The organism is Elioraea sp., assembly GCF_051860475.1.
Taxonomy (GTDB): Bacteria; Pseudomonadota; Alphaproteobacteria; order Acetobacterales; family Acetobacteraceae; genus Elioraea.
The window spans coordinates 1-18,169 of sequence record NZ_JBHYDW010000091.1 but is presented as its reverse complement, the minus strand read 5'-3'; the positions used below and the strand labels follow the sequence as shown (position 1 = coordinate 18,169).

Annotated in this window: 14 protein-coding genes and 1 tRNA gene; 8 read left to right on the top strand and 7 right to left on the bottom strand. The window is 71.7% G+C overall.

Going from position 1 to position 18,169, the window contains the following annotated elements; translation table 11 throughout:
* Together ACTIFU_RS15505 and ACTIFU_RS15500 are read left to right on the top strand one after the other, a co-directional pair.
* The coding region (locus ACTIFU_RS15505) for a hydantoinase B/oxoprolinase family protein (RefSeq protein WP_439579222.1) at window positions 1–1,355 on the top strand (1,355 nt) is incomplete at its 5' end.
* Between the two features lie 79 nt (window positions 1,356–1,434).
* On the top strand, window positions 1,435–2,109 hold the full coding sequence (locus ACTIFU_RS15500) for an SIMPL domain-containing protein (protein ID WP_439579221.1): 675 nt from the start codon (window positions 1,435–1,437) through the stop codon (window positions 2,107–2,109).
* A 429-nt stretch (window positions 2,110–2,538) separates the two neighbouring features.
* On the opposite strand, the gene ACTIFU_RS15495 is transcribed toward ACTIFU_RS15500, so the two are convergent.
* A complete protein-coding gene (locus tag ACTIFU_RS15495) occupies window positions 2,539–3,534 on the bottom strand; it encodes a sensor histidine kinase (RefSeq protein WP_439579220.1) in 996 nt (331 codons plus the stop codon).
* A gap of 103 nt (window positions 3,535–3,637) precedes the next feature.
* On the opposite strand from ACTIFU_RS15495, the gene ACTIFU_RS15490 reads away from it, so the two are divergent.
* Window positions 3,638–4,372 carry a Crp/Fnr family transcriptional regulator gene (locus ACTIFU_RS15490; protein ID WP_439579219.1) on the top strand — a complete coding sequence of 245 codons (735 nt, stop codon included), beginning with the start codon at window positions 3,638–3,640 and terminating at the stop codon, window positions 4,370–4,372.
* A gap of 8 nt (window positions 4,373–4,380) precedes the next feature.
* On the opposite strand, the gene ACTIFU_RS15485 is transcribed toward ACTIFU_RS15490, so the two are convergent.
* The 3 genes from ACTIFU_RS15485 to ACTIFU_RS15475 form a co-directional block, all read right to left on the bottom strand.
* Window positions 4,381–4,545: a hypothetical protein gene (locus ACTIFU_RS15485; protein WP_439579218.1), complete on the bottom strand. Its 165-nt coding sequence runs from the start codon at window positions 4,543–4,545 to the stop codon at window positions 4,381–4,383.
* Window positions 4,546–4,626: 81 nt separating this feature from the next.
* The gene (gene polA / locus ACTIFU_RS15480; protein WP_439579217.1) at window positions 4,627–7,395 is read right to left on the bottom strand and encodes a DNA polymerase I; all 2,769 of its coding nucleotides are present in this window, start codon (window positions 7,393–7,395) and stop codon (window positions 4,627–4,629) included.
* A gap of 9 nt (window positions 7,396–7,404) precedes the next feature.
* Window positions 7,405–7,593 carry a zinc-finger domain-containing protein gene (locus ACTIFU_RS15475; RefSeq protein ID WP_439579216.1) on the bottom strand — a complete coding sequence of 63 codons (189 nt, stop codon included), beginning with the start codon at window positions 7,591–7,593 and terminating at the stop codon, window positions 7,405–7,407.
* Window positions 7,594–7,634: 41 nt separating this feature from the next.
* Between ACTIFU_RS15475 and ACTIFU_RS15470 the strand changes: the two genes are divergently transcribed.
* A complete protein-coding gene (locus ACTIFU_RS15470) occupies window positions 7,635–8,666 on the top strand; it encodes an alpha/beta fold hydrolase (protein WP_439579215.1) in 1,032 nt (343 codons plus the stop codon).
* Window positions 8,657–8,733: transfer RNA gene (locus ACTIFU_RS15465), tRNA-Arg, on the top strand. The genes ACTIFU_RS15470 and ACTIFU_RS15465 overlap by 10 nt, the downstream gene beginning before the upstream one ends.
* A gap of 18 nt (window positions 8,734–8,751) precedes the next feature.
* On the opposite strand, the gene uvrA is transcribed toward ACTIFU_RS15465, so the two are convergent.
* Complete coding sequence (gene uvrA, locus ACTIFU_RS15460; protein ID WP_439579214.1) at window positions 8,752–11,631, bottom strand: excinuclease ABC subunit UvrA; 2,880 nt, start codon at window positions 11,629–11,631, stop codon at window positions 8,752–8,754.
* 147 nt (window positions 11,632–11,778) lie between these two features.
* On the opposite strand from uvrA, the gene ssb reads away from it, so the two are divergent.
* Window positions 11,779–12,276 carry a single-stranded DNA-binding protein gene (gene ssb / locus ACTIFU_RS15455; protein ID WP_439579213.1) on the top strand — a complete coding sequence of 166 codons (498 nt, stop codon included), beginning with the start codon at window positions 11,779–11,781 and terminating at the stop codon, window positions 12,274–12,276.
* A gap of 471 nt (window positions 12,277–12,747) precedes the next feature.
* Window positions 12,748–13,944, top strand: coding sequence for an MFS transporter (locus ACTIFU_RS15450; protein ID WP_439579212.1), 1,197 nt, complete (start codon window positions 12,748–12,750; stop codon window positions 13,942–13,944).
* Here ACTIFU_RS15450 and ACTIFU_RS15445 read toward each other — a convergent pair.
* Together ACTIFU_RS15445 and ACTIFU_RS15440 are read right to left on the bottom strand one after the other, a co-directional pair.
* Window positions 13,931–14,227 (bottom strand): hypothetical protein, encoded by a 297-nt coding sequence (locus ACTIFU_RS15445; protein ID WP_439579211.1) that lies wholly within the window; start codon window positions 14,225–14,227, stop codon window positions 13,931–13,933. The genes ACTIFU_RS15450 and ACTIFU_RS15445 overlap by 14 nt on opposite strands.
* A gap of 36 nt (window positions 14,228–14,263) precedes the next feature.
* Window positions 14,264–16,429 (bottom strand): hypothetical protein, encoded by a 2,166-nt coding sequence (locus tag ACTIFU_RS15440; RefSeq protein WP_439579210.1) that lies wholly within the window; start codon window positions 16,427–16,429, stop codon window positions 14,264–14,266.
* Window positions 16,430–16,608: 179 nt separating this feature from the next.
* On the opposite strand from ACTIFU_RS15440, the gene ACTIFU_RS15435 reads away from it, so the two are divergent.
* Window positions 16,609–18,169, top strand: a 1,561-nt coding sequence (locus ACTIFU_RS15435; RefSeq protein ID WP_439579209.1) for an ABC transporter transmembrane domain-containing protein, incomplete at its 3' end; no start/stop codon positions are given.

Below are 18,169 nucleotides of genomic sequence, written 5' to 3'. Positions count from 1 at the left end.
TCTGGCTCGGCACGGGCCACCTGCCGGACATCACCGTGGCCAAGCCGATCTTCCGCGACGGGCGCCTCGTCGCGTTCAGCGCCTCGACCGCGCACGCGCCCGACATCGGCGGCAAGATCCGCAGCCCGGAGCCGCGCGAGGTGTTCGAGGAGGGGCTGCAGATCCCGCCGCTCAAGCTGATCCGCGCGGGCGCGATCGACGAGACGCTGGTGTCGATCATCCGCCAGAACGTCCGCACGCCGGACCAGACGCTGGGCGATCTGTGGGCCCAGGTGGTGGCACTCGACGTGATGGAGGACCGGCTGCTCGCGCTGATGCGCGGCGCCGACCTCGCCGACCTGACAGCGCTCGCCGCCGAGATCCAGGGCCGCTGCGAGGCCGCGATGCGCGGGGCGATCGCCGCGCTGCCCGACGGCACCTATCGGAGCGAGCTTCAGACCGACGGGCTGATGGACGCGCCCGTGACGATCCGCCTCGCGCTGACCGTGCGCGGCGACGAGATCGCGATGGACTATGCCGGCACCGATCCGCAGGTGGACCGGGCGATCAACTGCGCGTTCTGCTACACCTACGCGATGTCGATGTACGGGGTGAAGCTCTGCACCTCGCCCAACCTGCCGAACAACGAGGGTGCATGGCGGCCGATCCGGATCGCCGCACCGCCGGGCTCGATCGTCCATCCGCAGTTCCCCGCGCCGGGCGGCAGCCGGATGCTGATCGGCCACTACCTGCCGGTGCTGGTGCTCGGCTGCCTCGGCCAGGTCGTGCCCGAGCGCGTGATGGCGGCCGCAGGCTCGCCGATGTGGGGCATGAACCAGTCCGGCGTGCGCGCCGCGCCGGGGGGCGGGCCGGCGAAGCCCTACGCGAACATGTTCTTCTACAACGGCGGCATGGGCGGCAACGCGCGTGCGGACGGCGTGACCTGCCTGTCCTGGCCGTCCAATGTCTCCTCCACCTCGATCGAGATCAGCGAGCACATCGCGCCATTGCGCTTCCACCACAAGCGCCTGCGCCCGAACAGCGGCGGGCCGGGGCGCCATCGCGGCGGGCTCGGCCAGGAGATCCTGATCGAGAGCCTCTCCGACAGCCCGATCGCGGTCTCGTTCCTCGCCGAGCGGACGCTGTTTCCGGCCTTCGGGATCGAGGGTGGCGCGCCCGGCGCGCCCGGCGCGCTGCTGATCAACGGCCGCAGCAGCGACCCGAAGCGGCAATACGTGCTGAACCGCGGCGACACGGTCAGCCTGGCCACGCCGGGCGGCGGCGGGCACGGAGACCCCCGGCAGCGCGACCCCGCACTGGTCCGCGCGGATATCGAGGCCGGGTACGTGACTCCGGACGCAGCGGCGGCCCGATAGACCGCCGACCGGGATGTCGCCCTGTTCCATCGCCAGGGGAGCGCTCGACGGCCCCTGGCCTCAACCGAGGGAGAAACGCATGCGCTCCGTGCTGATCCTGGCTGGCGTCCTCGCGCTTGCCGCCCCCGCCCAGGCGAGCGAGACCCTGCTGCGTCTGTCCGAGTCCGCAGAGCGCACCGTGCGCGCCGACGAGCTGGCGGCGACGCTGCGCGCCCAGGCGACCGGCAGCTCCGCCGTCGCCGTGCAACAGGCGGTCAACCGCCAGATGGCGGCAGCGCTTGAGCGCGTCCACGCGGTCCCCGGCGTCGCGGTCGCGACTGGCAGCTACCGGTCCTGGCGCGGCGGCGACCGCGGCCAGACCTGGACCGCCTCGCAGGAACTCCGGCTCAGCGCGATCGAGGCGGCGCCGGCGCTGCTGGACCTCGTCGGCACGCTCCAGGGCCAGGGGATGCTGATCGGCAGCCTCGCCTACCAGGTGTCTCGTCCGCTCGCGCGCCAGACCCGTGAGGCGGTCACCGAGGAGGCGCTCGCGGGGCTGAAGGCGCGGGCCGAGCGGCTCGCCGGCGCGCTTGGCTTGGCCTTCACCGGCTTCCGCGAGGTGCGCGTGGACGCGCCGCGCTACATGCCCCCGCCGGGGCCGCAGGCGATGATGGCCGTGCGCGCCGAGGCCGCCGCGCCGCCTCCGTCCGCCGAACCGGCGGAGGTGCCGATCGGCGCCACGGTCGAGGGCGACGCCGTGCTGAGGCCCCGCTGAACAGATCGCCGGACGACAGTCCCGGCAGCGGCGATGCAACTCCTGCGCGACATTCCCGACCCAGAGGGTCGATAAGGGTTTGCACTGCGGCGCGGTTTCAGTATTCTTCACCTATCGGCGGTCATTTCACGCCGAGTACCCGCGGGGACGGTCTCCCCTGCCGAACCTCGCGGTTTTCCGTACGGAAAAAGCGGCGCCCGGTTACCCCCCTAACCGGGCGCTTTCTTTCGCGCCCACGCCCGGCCGCCTGCCTGCCTCCGCCGCGGATCGGCCGGCATCCGTGCGCACGCCCCGATGCCGGTGCCGCCCCGGCGCCGCCCCGCAATCGCCGGTAGCAAAGCCGCCCCAGGCCCCGGACTTCGGCCGATCAGCGGGGCCCCAGGCACGGAGACGTGAAGCCGCCGGCGGCGGCCCCGCCGCGGCCCGACGTCAGGCGGGGAAGGCGACCTCGACCGCCGTGCCCTGCGGGCCGGCGCCGAACCGGACGGTGCCACCGAGCTGGCGCGCCATCGACTGCATCACCCGCATCCCGAGACTGGTCTGGCTCGACGGGTCGAACTCCTCCGCCAGGCCCGGCCCGTCATCGGCGACGCGCAGCAGCCAGCCCCCCTCGGCCGCGCGCAGCGTCACCTCGAGCATCCCGCCCTCGCGCCCGGCGAAGGCGTGCTTGATCGCGTTCAGCGTCGCCTCCACCGCCAGCATCGCCAGCGCAGTCAGGCGCGCGAGCCCGAGCGCCGCGGGCGCCACGTCGACCGTCACGGCGACGTCGTCGCGCCCGGCCGAGCGCAGCAGATCGCGCACGAGTTCGTCGATCATCGCGTCGGCCGGGCGGCGGCCCAGCTCCGGGTCATGGAGCCGCCGGTGGATGCGTGCCGCGGCCGACATCCGCGCGACCGCGTCCCGCAGCGCCTCCTGCGCCTCCTCCGGCGTGCCGATCCGCGCCGCCTGAAGCGACAGCAGGCTCGCATTGAACTGCATCGCGTTGGCGACCCGATGCTGGAGTTCCCGCACGAGATCGCGCTGCGACTCGGCCAGCGCGGCCGCGCGCGCCTGCTCCTCGGCCACCCGCAGCACGGCGTCGGCGAGACGTTCGGAGAGCGCGATCACCAGGCCCGCGATCAGCACGAACACCGCGAGCGCCAGATGTCCCGTCGGCCAAACCAGCGTGAAGCTTTCAGCAGGGGGCAGGAACCAGTACCAGGCGGCGGACGCGGAGGCGATCGCGACCGTCGTGCTGATCGCCCAGCCGGCGACGCAGGCCGTGCCGACCACCGCGAGCAGGAAGGTGACGAAGGGCAGGCCGTCGGAGGCCGCGTCAAGCGCGAACCGCAAGGAGAGGGCGAACGCGAACAGGGTGGCGCCGACCGCGACACCGATGCGGTGGTCGCGGCGCAGCCGCATCAGCGTGGGCACAAGGCGCGTCATGGGTCTGCTCCGCGGGCGGGCTTGCCCGGGCGGACCCTAGGGGGGCGGAGAACCGCGCGCCTTATCCTGCGTTAAGGGACGGAACGATCCAGGACCGCTCCCGATGGAAACCGGAACCCCCTGCACGCTCTGCCCGCTCCGCCGCCGGCGCGGCTTCAAGCCGCTCGACGAGCCCGCCCTCGCCGCGCTCCAGGCGCTGAAGCGGGGCGAGATGACGGTTCCGGCCGGCGGCGCGATCCTGTCCGAGGGCGAGACGTCCTGCCGGCTCTACACGGTGCTCTCCGGCTGGGCGATCCGGTACAAGTCGCTGCCCGACGGGCGGCGGCAGATCATGAACATCCTGCTGCCGGGCGACCTCGTCGGACTGCAGGGCGAGTTGATGGCAGCCCCCGCCCATGGCGTAGAGGCGGTGACCGAGGTGCGGCTCTGCGCCTTCGCGCGCAGCTCGCTGTGGGACATCTTCCGCGGCCATCCCGAGCTCGGCTACGACCTCACCTGGCTTGCCGCGCACGAGGAGCGGCTGCTCGACGAGGCGCTGCTCTCGGTCGGGCGGCGCAGTGCGATCGAGCGCATCGCGATGGTGCTGGTGCATCTCTATCGTCGCGCCGCCGCGGTGGGGCTGGAGCGCGACGGCACCGTGCCGTTCCCCCTGACGCAGACGCATCTCGCCGACCTGATGGGGCTGAGCCCGGTGCACGTGAACCGCACGCTCCAGGCGCTGCGCAAGCGCCAGCTGATCCGGCTGCATGACGGGCGGCTCGCGATCGGCGACCTCTCGGCGCTGCGGCGCGTGGCCGAGTACTGGGAACAGCCTGCCGCGCAGCGGCCGCTGCTGTAGGGCGCGGATCAGCCCGTGCGCGCGGGCTCGGTCTGCTGATCGGGGGGCAGCGCTCCCTCGATCACCTTCTCCGTGCGTGCCCGGTCCGTCTTCGGCACGCCGCGCGGTTCGGGTGCGCCGGCGGGCGCGGCCTTGCCGGCATCGTCGGTCGCGGGGCTGCGGCGCTGGTCCATCCTTCGGCTCCTTCCATGGAGTCGCTGGAACGCGCTCGCGCGGGCGCGGTTCCGCCCCCAAGCGCCCCTCCCGCGCGCCCCTCAGTGCGCCTCGGCCCAGCTCCGCGCCGCCCCGGTCTCGACCACCAGCGGCACGCGGATCGCCGCCGCGCCCTCCATGGTCCGCTTCACGGTCGCGGCGGTCGCCTCGCACTCGCCCTCGGGCACCTCGAACAGCAGCTCGTCGTGCACCTGGAGCAGCAGCCGCGCCGAGAGCGTCGCCTCGGCGAGCGCGCGCGGCAGCCGCACCATCGCGCGCTTGATCACGTCCGCCGCCCCGCCTTGCAGCGGCGCATTGATCGCCTGGCGTTCGGCGAAGGCGCGGCGCGCGGGGTTCTTCTCGCCGATGCCGGGAATCCAGATGCGCCGGCCGAACGGCGTGGCGACATGGCCCTTCATGCGCGCCTCCTCCTTCATCCGCTCCATGTAGGCGCGGATGCCGGGATAGCGCTGGAAATAGGCGTCGATATAGGCCTTCGCCTCGCCCGGCGCGATGCCGAGCTGGTTCGCCAGGCCGAAGGCCGAGATGCCGTAGATGATGCCGAAATTGATCGCCTTGGCGCGGCGGCGGGTCAGCGGGTCCATGCCCTGCATCGGCACGCCGAACACCTCCGAGGCGGTGCGCGCGTGGATGTCCTCGCCCTGCGCGAACGCCTCGCGCAGCGCTGGCACGTCGGCGACATGCGCGAGCAGGCGCAGCTCGATCTGGCTGTAGTCGGCCGACATCAGCACGTGGCCTGCTTCGGCGACGAAGGCGCGGCGGATGCGCCTGCCCTCCTCGGTGCGCACGGGAATGTTCTGGAGGTTCGGGTCGGTCGAGGCGAGCCGCCCGGTCGCCGCGCCGGTCATGGCGAAGCTGGTGTGCACGCGGCCCGTCTCGGGATTGATCTGATCCACCAGCGCATCGGCGTAGGTGGATTTCAGCTTCGCGAGCTGGCGCCACTCCAGCACCTTGCCCGGCAGCTTATGCTGGCTCGCGAGCTCCTCGAGCACGCCGGCATCGGTCGCGTACTGGCCGGTCGCGGTCTTGGCGCGCCGCCCGCCGGATGGGCTGAGGCCGAGCTCGTCGAACAGCACGCGGCCGAGCTGCTGCGGCGAGCCGACCGTGAAGGCCCGGCCGGCGAGCGCGTGAATCTCGCTCTCCAGCACCTTCAGCCGGTCGGCGAACTCGGCCGACATCTGCCGCAGGTCGCGCGCATCGACCTTCACGCCGGCGCGCTCCATCGCCGCGATGACCGGGATCAGGCGGCGCTCGACATGCTCGTACAGCACCAGCACCTGCTCGGGCCGGAGCCGCGGCTTCAGCAGTTGCCAGAGTCGCAGCGTCACGTCCGCATCCTCGGCCGCGTAGGCGGTGGCGCGGTCGAGCGCGACCTCGGCGAACGAGATGCGCGCCTTGCCCGTGCCGGTGACGGCGTCGTAGCTGATCGGTTCGTGGCCGAGATGGCGCGCCGAGAGCTGGTCCATGCCATGCTCCCACCGCCCGGCATCGAGGCAGAAGCTGATCAGCATCGTGTCGTCGATCGGCCCGAGCGCGATCGCGCCGTTCTCCGCGCGCGCCAGCACGGCGCGGTCGTACTTGCCGTTCTGCATCACCTTGAGGACGGAAGCGTCCTCGAGCAGCGGGCGCAGGAGCTCGATCGCGGTCTCGAACCGGATCTGCTGGGGCGCCGGATCGGCGGCGAGATCGGCGCCGCGGCCGAGATGCCGCAGCGGCACGTAGCAGGCGCGCCCCGGCGCTGTGGCGAGCGACACGCCGACGAGCCGGGCGCGTTGCGCGTCCAGGCTGTCGGTCTCGGTGTCGAAGGCGAGGAAGCCCTGCGCGGTGGCCTCGGCGATCCAGGCGCGCAGCCGATCCGGCGCGGTCACCGTCTCGTAGGGACCGAACGTCGCCTTTTCCGGCTCGGGCTGCGGGGCTGCCTTGGCCGGCGCAGGTGCAGCCTCGCCGGCACCGTCCAGTCCCAGGCGCTGGAGCGTCGAGCGGAAGTTCTGTGCACGCAACCATGAGGCGAGCTTGGCGCGATCGGGCGGCTTCAGCTCCAGCGCCGTGAGCGGCAGCGGCAGCGGCGCAGAGGGATCGAGCGTGACCAGCCGCTTGCTGATGCGCGCCTGCTCGGCGTGCTCGATCAGCGCCTCGCGCCGCTTGGGCTGCTTGATCGTTTCGGCCTTGGCGAGCAGCGTCTCGAGATCGCCGAACTCCGCGATCAGTTGGGCGGCGGTCTTGACGCCGATCCCGGGCACGCCGGGCACGTTGTCGGTCGAGTCGCCGGCGAGCGCCTGCACGTCGATCACCTTGTCGGGCGTGACGCCGAACTTCTCGACCACCTCGGCCGCGCCGATCGGCTTCTGCTTGATCGGGTCGAGCAGCGTCACACCGGGGCGGATCAGCTGCATCAGGTCCTTGTCGGAGGAGACGATCGTGACCGTGCCACCCTCCTCCGTCTCGGCCCTGGCATAGGCGGCGATCAGGTCATCGGCCTCCCAGCCCTCGGCCTCGATCGCGGCGAGATCGAACGCATCCACCGCCTCACGGATCAGGCCGAATTGCGGGATCAGGTCCTCGGGCGGGTCGGGCCGGTGCGCCTTGTAGTCGGGGTAGATGTCGTTGCGGAACGTCCTGCGGCCCTTGTCGAACACCACCGCGATGCGGTCGCCGGCGTGCTCGGCGATGAACTTCGCCAGCATGTTGGTGAAGCCGAACACGGCGTTCACCGGCGTGCCGTCGGGTCGCGCCATCGGCGGCAGGGCGTGGAAGGCGCGGAAGATGTATCCCGACCCGTCGATCAGGATCAGGTGCTGGCGGGAGGTCATGCGCGCGGCTCAGGCCGCCCTCGCGCCCTTGAGCACGAACAGCCGCGAGCAGTAGGGGCACATCACCCGCCCCTCGACCAGCGTCAGATAGACGCGCGGATGGCCGAGCGCGCCGCCGCCATCACACGCAACCGTGGTGTCCTCGGACTCGATGATCTCGGTAGGCTCCGGCGCCTTGGGGGCGGATGGGGCGGACATCGCACTTCCTGTCGGGGTTCGGGGCGCGGATGATAGCCGCCGTGAGGAACCGGGCAACAGCGAGGGTGGGGCGGCGCGCGGTGTTGGCCGCGCTGGTGGCCGGCTGCGCGCCGCGGATCGCGGCCCCGGGCCCGCCGGACGGGCCGCCGCGCGACGAGGGCGAGGCGCTGGTGATGCCCGACGGGGCGCGGCTGCCGCTGCGCTCCTGGCTGCCGGAGGGGCCGCCGCGCGGCGCGATCCTGGCGCTGCACGGGTTCAACGACTACCGCCGCGCCTTCGCGCTCGCTGCTCCCCTGTTCACCGCGGCCGGCTGGGCGGTGCATGCCTATGACCAGCGCGGCTTCGGCGCCGGGCCGCATCCTGGCATCTGGGCCGGCCACGACGCGCTCGCCGCCGACGCCACCGCCGCCGCGACGCTGATCCGCGCGCGCCATCCGGGCGTGCCGCTCGCGCTGCTCGGCGAGAGCATGGGCGCGGCGGTGCTGCTGCTCGCCGCGACCTCGCCCGACCCGCCGCCGGCCGACGCCTACGTGCTCTCGGCGCCCGCGGTCTGGGGCGGCGAGACGATGGGCGCGATCGGCCGCTGGTTCCTGGACCTCGCCGCGCACACGGTGCCCGCGCTCGGCATCGTCGGCGGCTCGCCGTTCATCCGCGCCTCCGACAACGAGGCGGCGCTGCGTGCGATGGGGCGCGATCCGCTGGTGCTGAAATCGACGCGTGTCGATGCCGCGCACGGGCTCGTCGCGTTGATGGACGCGGCGCTCGCCGCCGCCGCGCGGTTCGACGCGCCCGGCCTGTTCCTCTACGGCGCGAAGGACGACCTGGTGCCCGAGCGCGCGATCGCGGCGATGCAGGCGCGCCTGCCGGGGCTGGCGACCGGACGGCAGCGCGTGGTGATCTACCCGGACGGGTACCACCTGCTGCTGCGCGACTCGATCCGCGGCCGCGTGGCGGCCGACATCCTCGCTTGGTTCGCGGATCCCGTTGCCGCCCTGCCATCGGACGTTGCGCGGGCGGAGGGGCGTTTGCCGCCCCGCGCCGCTTCCGCTATACGGGCTGGGAAGGACCCGTAGCTCAGCTGGATAGAGCGCTGCCCTCCGAAGGCAGAGGTCGCACGTTCGAATCGTGTCGGGTCCGCCACGCTCCTTCCGGCCCTGCCTATGCGCTCGCGCGCCGCCGCCGCGGCGCGACGGCCGGTGCCGCCTGCCCGTCGCGCGCCAGCACCGGCGCGAGGAACCGGCCGGTGTGGCTGCCTTTCTGCGCCGCCACCTGCTCGGGCGTGCCCTCGGCGACGATGCGCCCCCCGCCATCGCCACCCTCCGGGCCGAGATCGACGATCCAGTCCGCGGTCTTGATCACTTCGAGATTGTGCTCGATCACCAGCACGGTGTTGCCGGTATCCACCAGCGCGTGCAGCACCTCGAGCAGCTTGCGCACATCCTCGAAATGCAGCCCCGTGGTCGGCTCGTCGAGGATGTAGAGCGTGCGCCCGGTCGCCCGGCGCGACAGTTCCTTGGCGAGCTTCACCCGCTGCGCCTCGCCGCCCGAGAGCGTGGTCGCCGGCTGGCCGAGCGTCACGTAGCCGAGCCCCACCTCGTTCAGCGTGCGCAGCTTGTCGCGGATCGAGGGGACGGCCTGGAAGAACACCACCCCCTCCTCCACCGTCATGTCGAGCACATCGGCGATCGACTTGTGGCGGAACTGGATCTCCAGCGTTTCGCGGTTGTAGCGTTTGCCCTTGCAGGCGTCGCAGGTGACGTAGACGTCGGGCAGGAAGTGCATCTCGATCTTGATCACTCCGTCGCCCTGGCAGGCCTCGCAGCGTCCGCCTTTCACGTTGAAGCTGAACCGGCCCGGCTTGTAGCCGCGCTGGCGGCTCTCCGGCAGCTCGGCGAACCAGTCGCGGATCGGTGCGAAGGCGCCGGTATAGGTCGCGGGGTTGGAGCGCGGGGTGCGGCCGATCGGCGACTGGTCGATGTCGATCACCTTGTCGAGATGCTCGATCCCCTCGATGCGGTCGTGCGGCGCGGGGTGTTCGCGCGCCCCCATCAGCCGGCGCGAGACCGCCTTGTAGAGCGTGTCGATCACGAGCGTGGACTTGCCGCCGCCGGAGACGCCGGTGATGCAGGTGAGCGTGCCGAGCGGGAACCCGACCGTGACATCCTTGAGGTTGTTCCCGCTTGCGCCGACCACGCGCACCATCCGTTTCGGGTCGGCAAGCCGCCGGCGCGCCGGCACCGGGATGCGCCTGCGGCCCGACAGGTAGTCGGCGGTGAGGCTGCGCGGATTGGCGAACACGGTCTCGGGCGGGCCCGAGGCCACCACCTCGCCGCCATGCACGCCGGCGCCGGGTCCCATGTCCACCAGGTGGTCGGCCGAGCGGATCGCGTCCTCGTCGTGCTCGACCACGATCACGGTGTTGCCGAGGTCGCGCAGGCGCCGGAGCGTGCCGAGCAGGCGCTCGTTGTCGCGCTGGTGCAGCCCGATCGAGGGCTCGTCGAGCACGTAGAGCACGCCGGTGAGGCCGGAACCGATCTGCGAGGCAAGGCGGATGCGCTGGCTTTCGCCGCCCGAGAGACTGGCCGAGCCGCGCGCGAGCGTCAGGTAGTCGAGGCCCACGTCATTGAGGAAGCCGAGCCGTTCGGTGATCTCGCGCAGGATGCGGCGCGCGATCTCCTGGCGCTGCGGGGTGAGGTGGTCGGGCAGCGTGCGGAACCACGCATCGGCCTCGCGGATCGAGAAGGCCGAGACCTCGCCGATGTGCCTGCCTGCGATCTTCACCGCCAGCGCCTCGGGCTTGAGGCGGTAGCCGGAACAGGCCTCGCACGGCGCCTCGCCCTGGAAGCGGGCGAGCTCCTCGCGCACCCAGGCGCTGTCCGTTTCGCGCCAGCGCCGTTCCAGATTGGCGACGACCCCCTCGAACGGCTTCTTCGTCTCGTAGGTGCGCAGCCCGTCCTCGTAGCGCATGGTCACCGGCGTCTCGCCGGTGCCGTTGAGGATGGCGTCGCGCGCGCGCTCGGGCAGCTCCTTCCACGGCGTGCGCGACGAGACCTTCAGGTGCTTCGCCAGGCTCTCCAGGGTCTGGCGGTAGTAGGGCGAGGAGGTGTTCTGCCACGGCGCGATCGCGCCGTCCGCGAGCGACAGCCGCTCGTCGGGCACCACCAGATCCGGATCGAAGAACGTCGTCACGCCGAGCCCGTCGCAGGCGGGGCAGGCGCCGGCGGGGTTGTTGAAGCTGAACAGGCGCGGCTCCAGCTCGGCGATGGTGAAGCCCGAGACCGGGCAGGCGAACTTGGCGCTGAAGGTGGTGCGCTCGCCGGTATCGGCGTTCTCCGTGAAGGCGATGCCGTCGGCGAGCGCGAGCGCGGTCTCGAAACTGTCGGCGAGCCGCGGCGCGATGCCTTCGCGCACGACCAGGCGGTCCACCACAACCTCGATGTCATGCTTGCGCTTCTTGTCGAGCGCGGGGACCGCGTCGATGTCGTGCAGGGTCCCGTCCACCTTCACGCGCTGGAACCCGCGCTTCTGCAACTCGGCGAGCTCCTTGCGGTACTCGCCCTTGCGGCCGCGCACCACGGGGGCGAGCAGCAGGAGGCGCGTGCCTTCCGCCATCGCCAGCACCTTGTCCACCATCTGGCTGACGGTCTGCGCCTCGATCGGGAGCCCCGTGGCGGGCGAGTAGGGCACGCCGACGCGGGCCCAGAGCAGGCGCATGTAGTCGTGGATCTCGGTGACCGTGCCGACGGTCGAGCGCGGGTTGCGCGACGTGGTCTTCTGGTCGATCGAGATCGCCGGGGAGAGCCCCTCGATCGCGTCCACATCCGGCTTCTGCATCAGTTCGAGGAACTGGCGCGCATAGGCCGAGAGGCTCTCGACATAGCGGCGCTGGCCCTCGGCGTAGATGGTGTCGAAGGCGAGGGACGACTTGCCGGAGCCCGAGAGCCCGGTGATCACGGTCAGGCTGTGGCGCGGGATCTCGACGTCCACGTTCTTCAGGTTGTGCTCGCGCGCACCGCGGACGCGGATCGAGTCGGTCATGGGCCACCCGGGGGACGAAAGGGGAACGGAGTGGGCCAGAGATGGGGGCGGCGGCGCAAGTGACGAGAGCGCAGGGCAGGCGCGGTCGTTGGACGGGTCGGGGCGGAGGCCCTACAGTCCGGCGGCGAATCTCAGGGAGAGGCGGCGATGGCGGGCAGCGTCAACAAGGTGATCCTGGTGGGAAATCTCGGCCGCGACCCCGAGGTGCGGACCATGCAGCAATCGGGCGGGCGGGTCGTCACCTTCTCGGTCGCCACCAGCGAGTCGTGGACCGATCGCGCATCAGGCGAGCGGAAGGAGAAGACCCAGTGGCACCGCATCGCCATCTTCAACGAGAAGCTGGGCGAGATCGCCGAGAAGTACCTGCGCAAGGGCAGCAAGGTCTACATCGAGGGCAGCCTGGAGAGCCGGAAATACACGGACAAGGACGGCAACGAGCGCGAGACCTTCGAGGTGGTGATCGGCCGGTTCCGCGGCGACCTGACGCTGCTCGATGGTCGGAGCGGGGGCGGGGCCGGAGCGGAGGAAGAGTCGGGCGGCTATGCGCCGCGCCAGCCGGCGGCGGCGCGGACCGGTGCACGGCAGAGCGGTGGATGGGAGCCGAAAAAGGGCGGCGGGGATCTGGACGACGACATCCCGTTCTAGCAGGTCCGATTGCTGCTGTCGGTTCCCGATGCGCGAGGCGAACGGCCAATCGCGACGGAGACCCCAGCGAAACGGGTCTGAGGGGTGTGGAGTGACGTGCGGGCGACGAGGGGTGCGGCGATGGCGGCTCTGGCCCCCCAACGGCGGCGCTGGAAGCGGTTGGCCTGTGGCGTGGGACGCACCTCTCCCGTCAGGCGACGAGCCGTTCGGCGCGGCGGAGGTTCATGGCGGTGCCGAGCAGGTGCAGATGGGCGCCGTTGCGCACCAGGCCGCGGCAGCGGACCCATCTCCGCCTCGCCGCTCCTTGCTCAGCCCGGTAGCGAATCAGCCCTCAACCTCCCCGGCAGGCCGTTTCGCCGAGGTCTCCTCCATGACGTCTGGTCGCTGACCGGGGCAGGTGCCGCGCAGCGTCCACCTGTCCCCGGTCACGCTCCCCTGTCGCGCGCGCGCAGACGCGGCTAGCGTCTGCGCATGTCCGCCCTGCCCGCGCCCGCGCCGCCCTGGCGCGCGGTGGTTGCCCTCTCCGTCACGATGATCATCGCCTGGGGATCGCAGTACTACGCGATCGCCGTGCTCGCCCCCGCGATCGGCGAGGCCGAGGGCTGGTCGCGCGAGGCGATCTTCGGCGCCTATTCGATCGGTTTGCTCTCGCAGGGCCTGTGCTCGTTTCCGGTCGGCCTGCTGCTTGACCGGTTCGGCGGGCGGATCGTGATGAGCCTGGGCTCGGTACTGTCGGCGCTGTCGCTCGCCGCAGTGGCCTGGGCGCCGTCGGAGCCGTGGTTCTTCGCCGCCTGGGTGCTCACCGGCGCGGCGATGGCAGCGACCCAGTACGAGCCCGCCTTCGCCACCATCACCGCGAGTTTCGGCGAACAGGCGCGGCGCGCGATCACCATCCTCACCTTCGCCGGCGGGCTCGCGAGCACGGTCGCCTGGCCGATCACCGCCGCGCTGCTGCCGCGGATCGGCTGGCGCGACACCTATCTGGTGTGGGCCGCGGCGGCGCTCGTGATCTGCCTGCCGCTGCACGCAGCCTTCCTGCCGGGCACGCGCGTGGCGCGCGGCACGCCGCGACGTCCGCTCGGCCCGATCCTGCGCACCGCCGCGTTCTGGTTCGTCGCCCTCGCGCTGACCACCGGCGCGGTGCTGTTCTCGATCGTCGCGGTGCACGCGATCCCGATGCTGCAGGAGGCGGGGCTGTCGGCGACCGCGGCGGTCGCGGTCGCGTCGTTCACCGGGCCGATGCAGGTCGCGGGCCGCGTGCTCGAGTTCGCGGGCCTGCAGCGGGTCCGGCCGAGTCGCGTGGCGATCCTCGCTGCGGTGGCGCAACCCGTCGCGATCCTCGCACTCATGGGCGTCGAACAGTGGTGGTGGCTCGCCGGGGTGTATGTCGCGCTCTACGGCGCCTCGGGCGGGATCCTCACGATCATTCGCGGCACCCTGCCGGCGGAGCTGTTCGGCCGCGAGGGCTATGGCGCGGTCGCCGGCGCGCTGGTCTCGCCCGGGATCGTCGCGCGGGCGATCGGACCCTATGCCGCGGCATGGCTGTGGCAGGCCTCGGGCGGCGACTACCGGCCGGTGCAGATCGTGATGGCGGCCTGCGGCGTGATCGCGGCGCTCGCCTTCGTCGCCGCGGCCCGCTCGGCGCCCCGCACGGTCAGAAATACCTGAACGGCTCGTCCGACCGTCGCGACACCAGCCCGCCACCGATCAGCGAGACGCCCAGCACACGCGCCTCGCCGGGCTCGAGCAGCAGCTCGATCGTGGCGGGGCGCGACGGTACGCTGACGCTCACCGTACCGCCGGTGGCCGGCACCTCGAGCTCCACCCGCTCGGCGAGCCCGATGGACCAGTCCGTGCGCACCTCGCCGCGCCAGACCGGCACGCCGTCAACCCGTACCTCCACCGTCTCGCCGGCGAAGCCTTCCTGAAGGTCCAGCGTGATCGCGGGCAAGGTCGTGCTCCTCGTGATGGCGCCGGCGCGCGCAGTCTACGCGATGCTCGTCCCGCCGAGGGCCTCGTCGCGCTGGCGCCGGATCTCGGCCAGCACGTGCGGCTTGAGGCCCCGGGCCCTGTAGACGTCGAGCATGCGCTTGCCGATCCGCGCGGCACCGCCGTTGTCGCCGGCGGTCTTCAGCGCCGCGATCATGCGACGGAAGATCTGGTTCAGCGAGATGCTGTCGAGTCCCTTGCCCGGCGCGGTCGAGGCATCGGCCACGCTGTCGAGCAGCGCCACGGCCTCGGCCGGCTTGGCCTCGCGCACCTCCACCGCCGCGTCCGCCCGCACGAGTGTGAACGGCCGCGCGCGCACGTAGCCGAGGACCAGCCGGCCGTAGAGCGCGAGCGGATGCGCCTTGTGCTTGTCGAGCAGCTGCTCGATCCGCGCATTCGCCGCGGCCATCTCGGGTCCCTCCGAGCCGAGCAGGGTGAACAGCTTGCCGATCTGGTCGTCCAGCAGCAGGTCGGCCACGGCCTCGTCCGCATCATCATGCGTGCCGCGCACGCGCAGCTCGAGCGTGCCGGAGACCACACGCGAGCCGTCGAGCGCCAGATAGACGGCACGCAGGCGGTAGAGCCCGGGCGCGCCGAAGGCGAGGCCCTCCTCGCCGCAGCCGATATAGGCGCTCTCGTAGATCGCGGGGTGCGCGGCGTCGAGCACGACCGTGTCGGGCCGCACGCAGTGCTCGATCAGCGGCTCGTGCAGGACCGTCGTTCCGCCGGGCCGCTCGATCGCGATGCTGACGAATCCGTCCGAGGGATGGAGGTGACGGTGCACCGTGATCCCCTCGGGCCGGCGGGTGGAGAGCTTCAGCTCCACCACCACCGGCTCGCCGAGCCGGAAGCTGCGGTCGGCGCGGAGCTCGAGGGCGAGGCCGGAGGCATCCTGCTCCGGCTCGGCGAACGCCGCCAGATGCTCCAGGGCCGCGCCCGAGCCGAACGGGCTGCCGCCCATGATCACCGCGTTGCGGACCGCGTGGCGCAGATGGATCGTCTCCTGGTCGTCGAACTGGAACGGGAAGGCAGACCAGAACGCGTCCGCGCCGCCGGGAAAGTTCTGCGGATAGTTCATCCAGGACAGCGCCGCTGGTCGGTTCGCCTCCGGCGGCGTCATGAACGACTTGTGGAACGAGTGGAACAGGTTGAAGCAGTGGCCCAGCTCGTGGATGCAGGTGTAGAGCTGGTCGCGCCGATGCGCTGCGGCGGTGCCGGCGGACGCGTGGTGGAACACCGCGCAGCCCTGGCGCTGGGCGCCGTGCTGGTCGAACATGATGCCGAGCAGCCCGATGCCGCGATCGTGCAGCCGCGCATGCAGGAGCCACACCTTCCATTGCGGCAGGTTCGCCCACCGGCTGAAATGCATCTGCATCGCCGCATGCAGTTCGGCGTTGCTCCAGGTGCCACCGGGAGCGGTGGGAATCATCGTGCTCGGGCCGGTCGGGCGCATCTCGATCCCGGCCTCGCCGAAGGCCGAGACCACGCCGAGCGTCCGCGCCGGCCCGCCCGAGGACAGGCCGCCCGTGTCGTAGGACACGAACGGCGTGACGCCGCTCTCGTAGTCCTCCTCGAGTTCGACCGTGCGAAAGGCGCGGCTTTCCCAGGCGCAGCGATAGCGCGCGCCGACCGCGCCGGCCACATCGAGCCAGAGGATGTCCGCCTCGCCCGGCGCCCGGCGTCCGGTGCGGCGCGGGATCGTGATCCGCATGCGGCTGAAGGCCGAGGCGTAGGTGAGGATCGCAGCACCGGCGATGGTGACCGTGGTCCGGGAGACTGTGACCGTGACACCGGAGGCGACGAAGGAGCCGAAGTAGCTGACCGTCGCACCCCTGGTCTGGAAGAAGTCGCCGCTCACGTACTTGAGGGGACGAACTCCATCCACGTCGATGCGGAGCTCGATCTCCCAGGCGCCGCTCTGGCCGCGATACCGGCCGCTGACCAGATGCGTGGGTTGCGCCCTGGCGGGTCTGGCCGACCGCGCCGGCCCGCGACGTGCCGCTGCGGCGTCCTGCGGCGCCGGTGCGGCCTCGGCATCCGGCGCCAGCACGTCGGCCACCTGCTCGACCGCAATCACGTCGAGGTTCAGCGCGCTGGCGGCGGCGCTCGCCGGCGCGGTGGGATCGAACTCCGACACCATGGCGTTCTCCGGTATCGCGATCACGATGCGATCGGCATGCCGCGCAGGCGGTGCCGATGCCGCATCATTCCGGCGCCGGCGGTACCGCGGCAAGGGAATTCCGCTCGGGCCGGACCCGGGCCGGCCGAACCTGCCGGGATGCGCAAGGGCCGCGGACGGTGCCGCCCTGATCCCGCCGCAACCGCGGCCTAGAAGGCGCGTCCATGTCCTTCCTCGCCCTCTATCGCCGTGTGATCGCGGTGCTCGCGCCGGAGAAGCGCGTCGCGATCGGCCTTGCGGTGGCGAACGCGCTGCTCGCCGGACTGACGTTCCTCGAGCCGGTGTTGTTTGGTCGGGTTGTCGACATGCTGACCGGCAGTGCCACCCGTCCGGCCGAGGAGGTCTGGTCCGGCACCGCGGCGCTGCTGCTGATCTGGGGTGTAGTCGGGATCTCCGGCATCGTCGCGGCGATCGTGGTGGCGCTGCATGCGGACCGGCTCGCGCACCGCAACCGGCTCGCCGCGATGCACCTCTACTTCGAGCATGCGCTGCGCCTGCCCCTCTCGTTCCACGGCGACACCCATTCGGGCCGGCTGCTGAAGATCATGATCGCCGGCGCCGACAACATGTTCTGGGTGTGGCTCGGTTTCTTCCGCGAGCATCTCGCGACCTTCGTGATCGCGCTTGTGCTGATGCCGCTGACGCTTCTGCTGAACTGGCGGCTCGCGGTGCTGCTGATCGTGCTTGCGGTGCTGTTCGCGGTCGCCGCCGCCCTGGTGATCCGCAAGACCCAGGCCGCGCAGCGCGAGGTCGAGAGCTACCATGCGAGCCTCGCCGGCACCGCGAGCGACGCGCTGTCGAATGTGATGGTCGTGCAGTCCTTCGTCCGGCTCACCGCCGAGGCGCAGCTGTTCCGCGACACGATCCGCCGGCTGCTCGCCGCGCAGTTCCCGGTGCTGAACTGGTGGGCGCTGCTGACGGTGCTCACGCGCGCGGCGTCCACGCTGACGGTGATCACGATCTTCGTGCTCGGCACCTGGCTGCATCTGCGCGGCCAGGCGAGCGTGGGCGAGATCGTCACCTTCATGGGCTTCGCCACCCTTCTGATCGCGCGGCTCGAGCAGGCGGTCGGCTTCGTCGCGACGCTGTTCATGCAGATGCCGGCGGTCGCGCTCTACTTCAAGGTGCTGGACACGCGCTCGACCGTGCCGGAGCGGCCCGACGCGGTGGTGCTCGGGCGCGTGCTCGGCGAGGTCGCGTTCGAGGCCGTGACGTTCGGCTATCCGGGCGGCCCGAAGGTGCTGCGCGAGGTGTCGTTCGCCGTCGAACCCGGCCGCACGGTGGCGCTGGTCGGGCAGACCGGCGCCGGCAAGAGCACAACGATGGCGCTGCTGCAGCGGCTGTGGGACCCCGAGGAGGGGCGGATCACCCTCGACGGGGTGGACATCCGCGATGTCACGCTCGCCTCCTTGCGCGCCCAGATCGGCGTGGTGTTCCAGGAGAGCATGCTGTTCAACCGGTCGATCGCCGACAATCTGCGCATCGGCAAGCCGGACGCGACGCAGGAGGACCTGGAGGCGGCCTGCCGATTGGCGGAGGCGCATGACTTCATCGTCCGCCAGGCGCGCGGCTACGACACGCTGGTCGGCGAGCGCGGCGCGACGCTGTCGGGCGGGCAGCGCCAGCGTCTGGCGATCGCGCGCGCGCTGCTCAAGGACCCGCCGATCCTGAACCTGGACGAGGCGACCAGCGCGCTGGACGCCGCGACCGAGGCGCGCGTGCAGC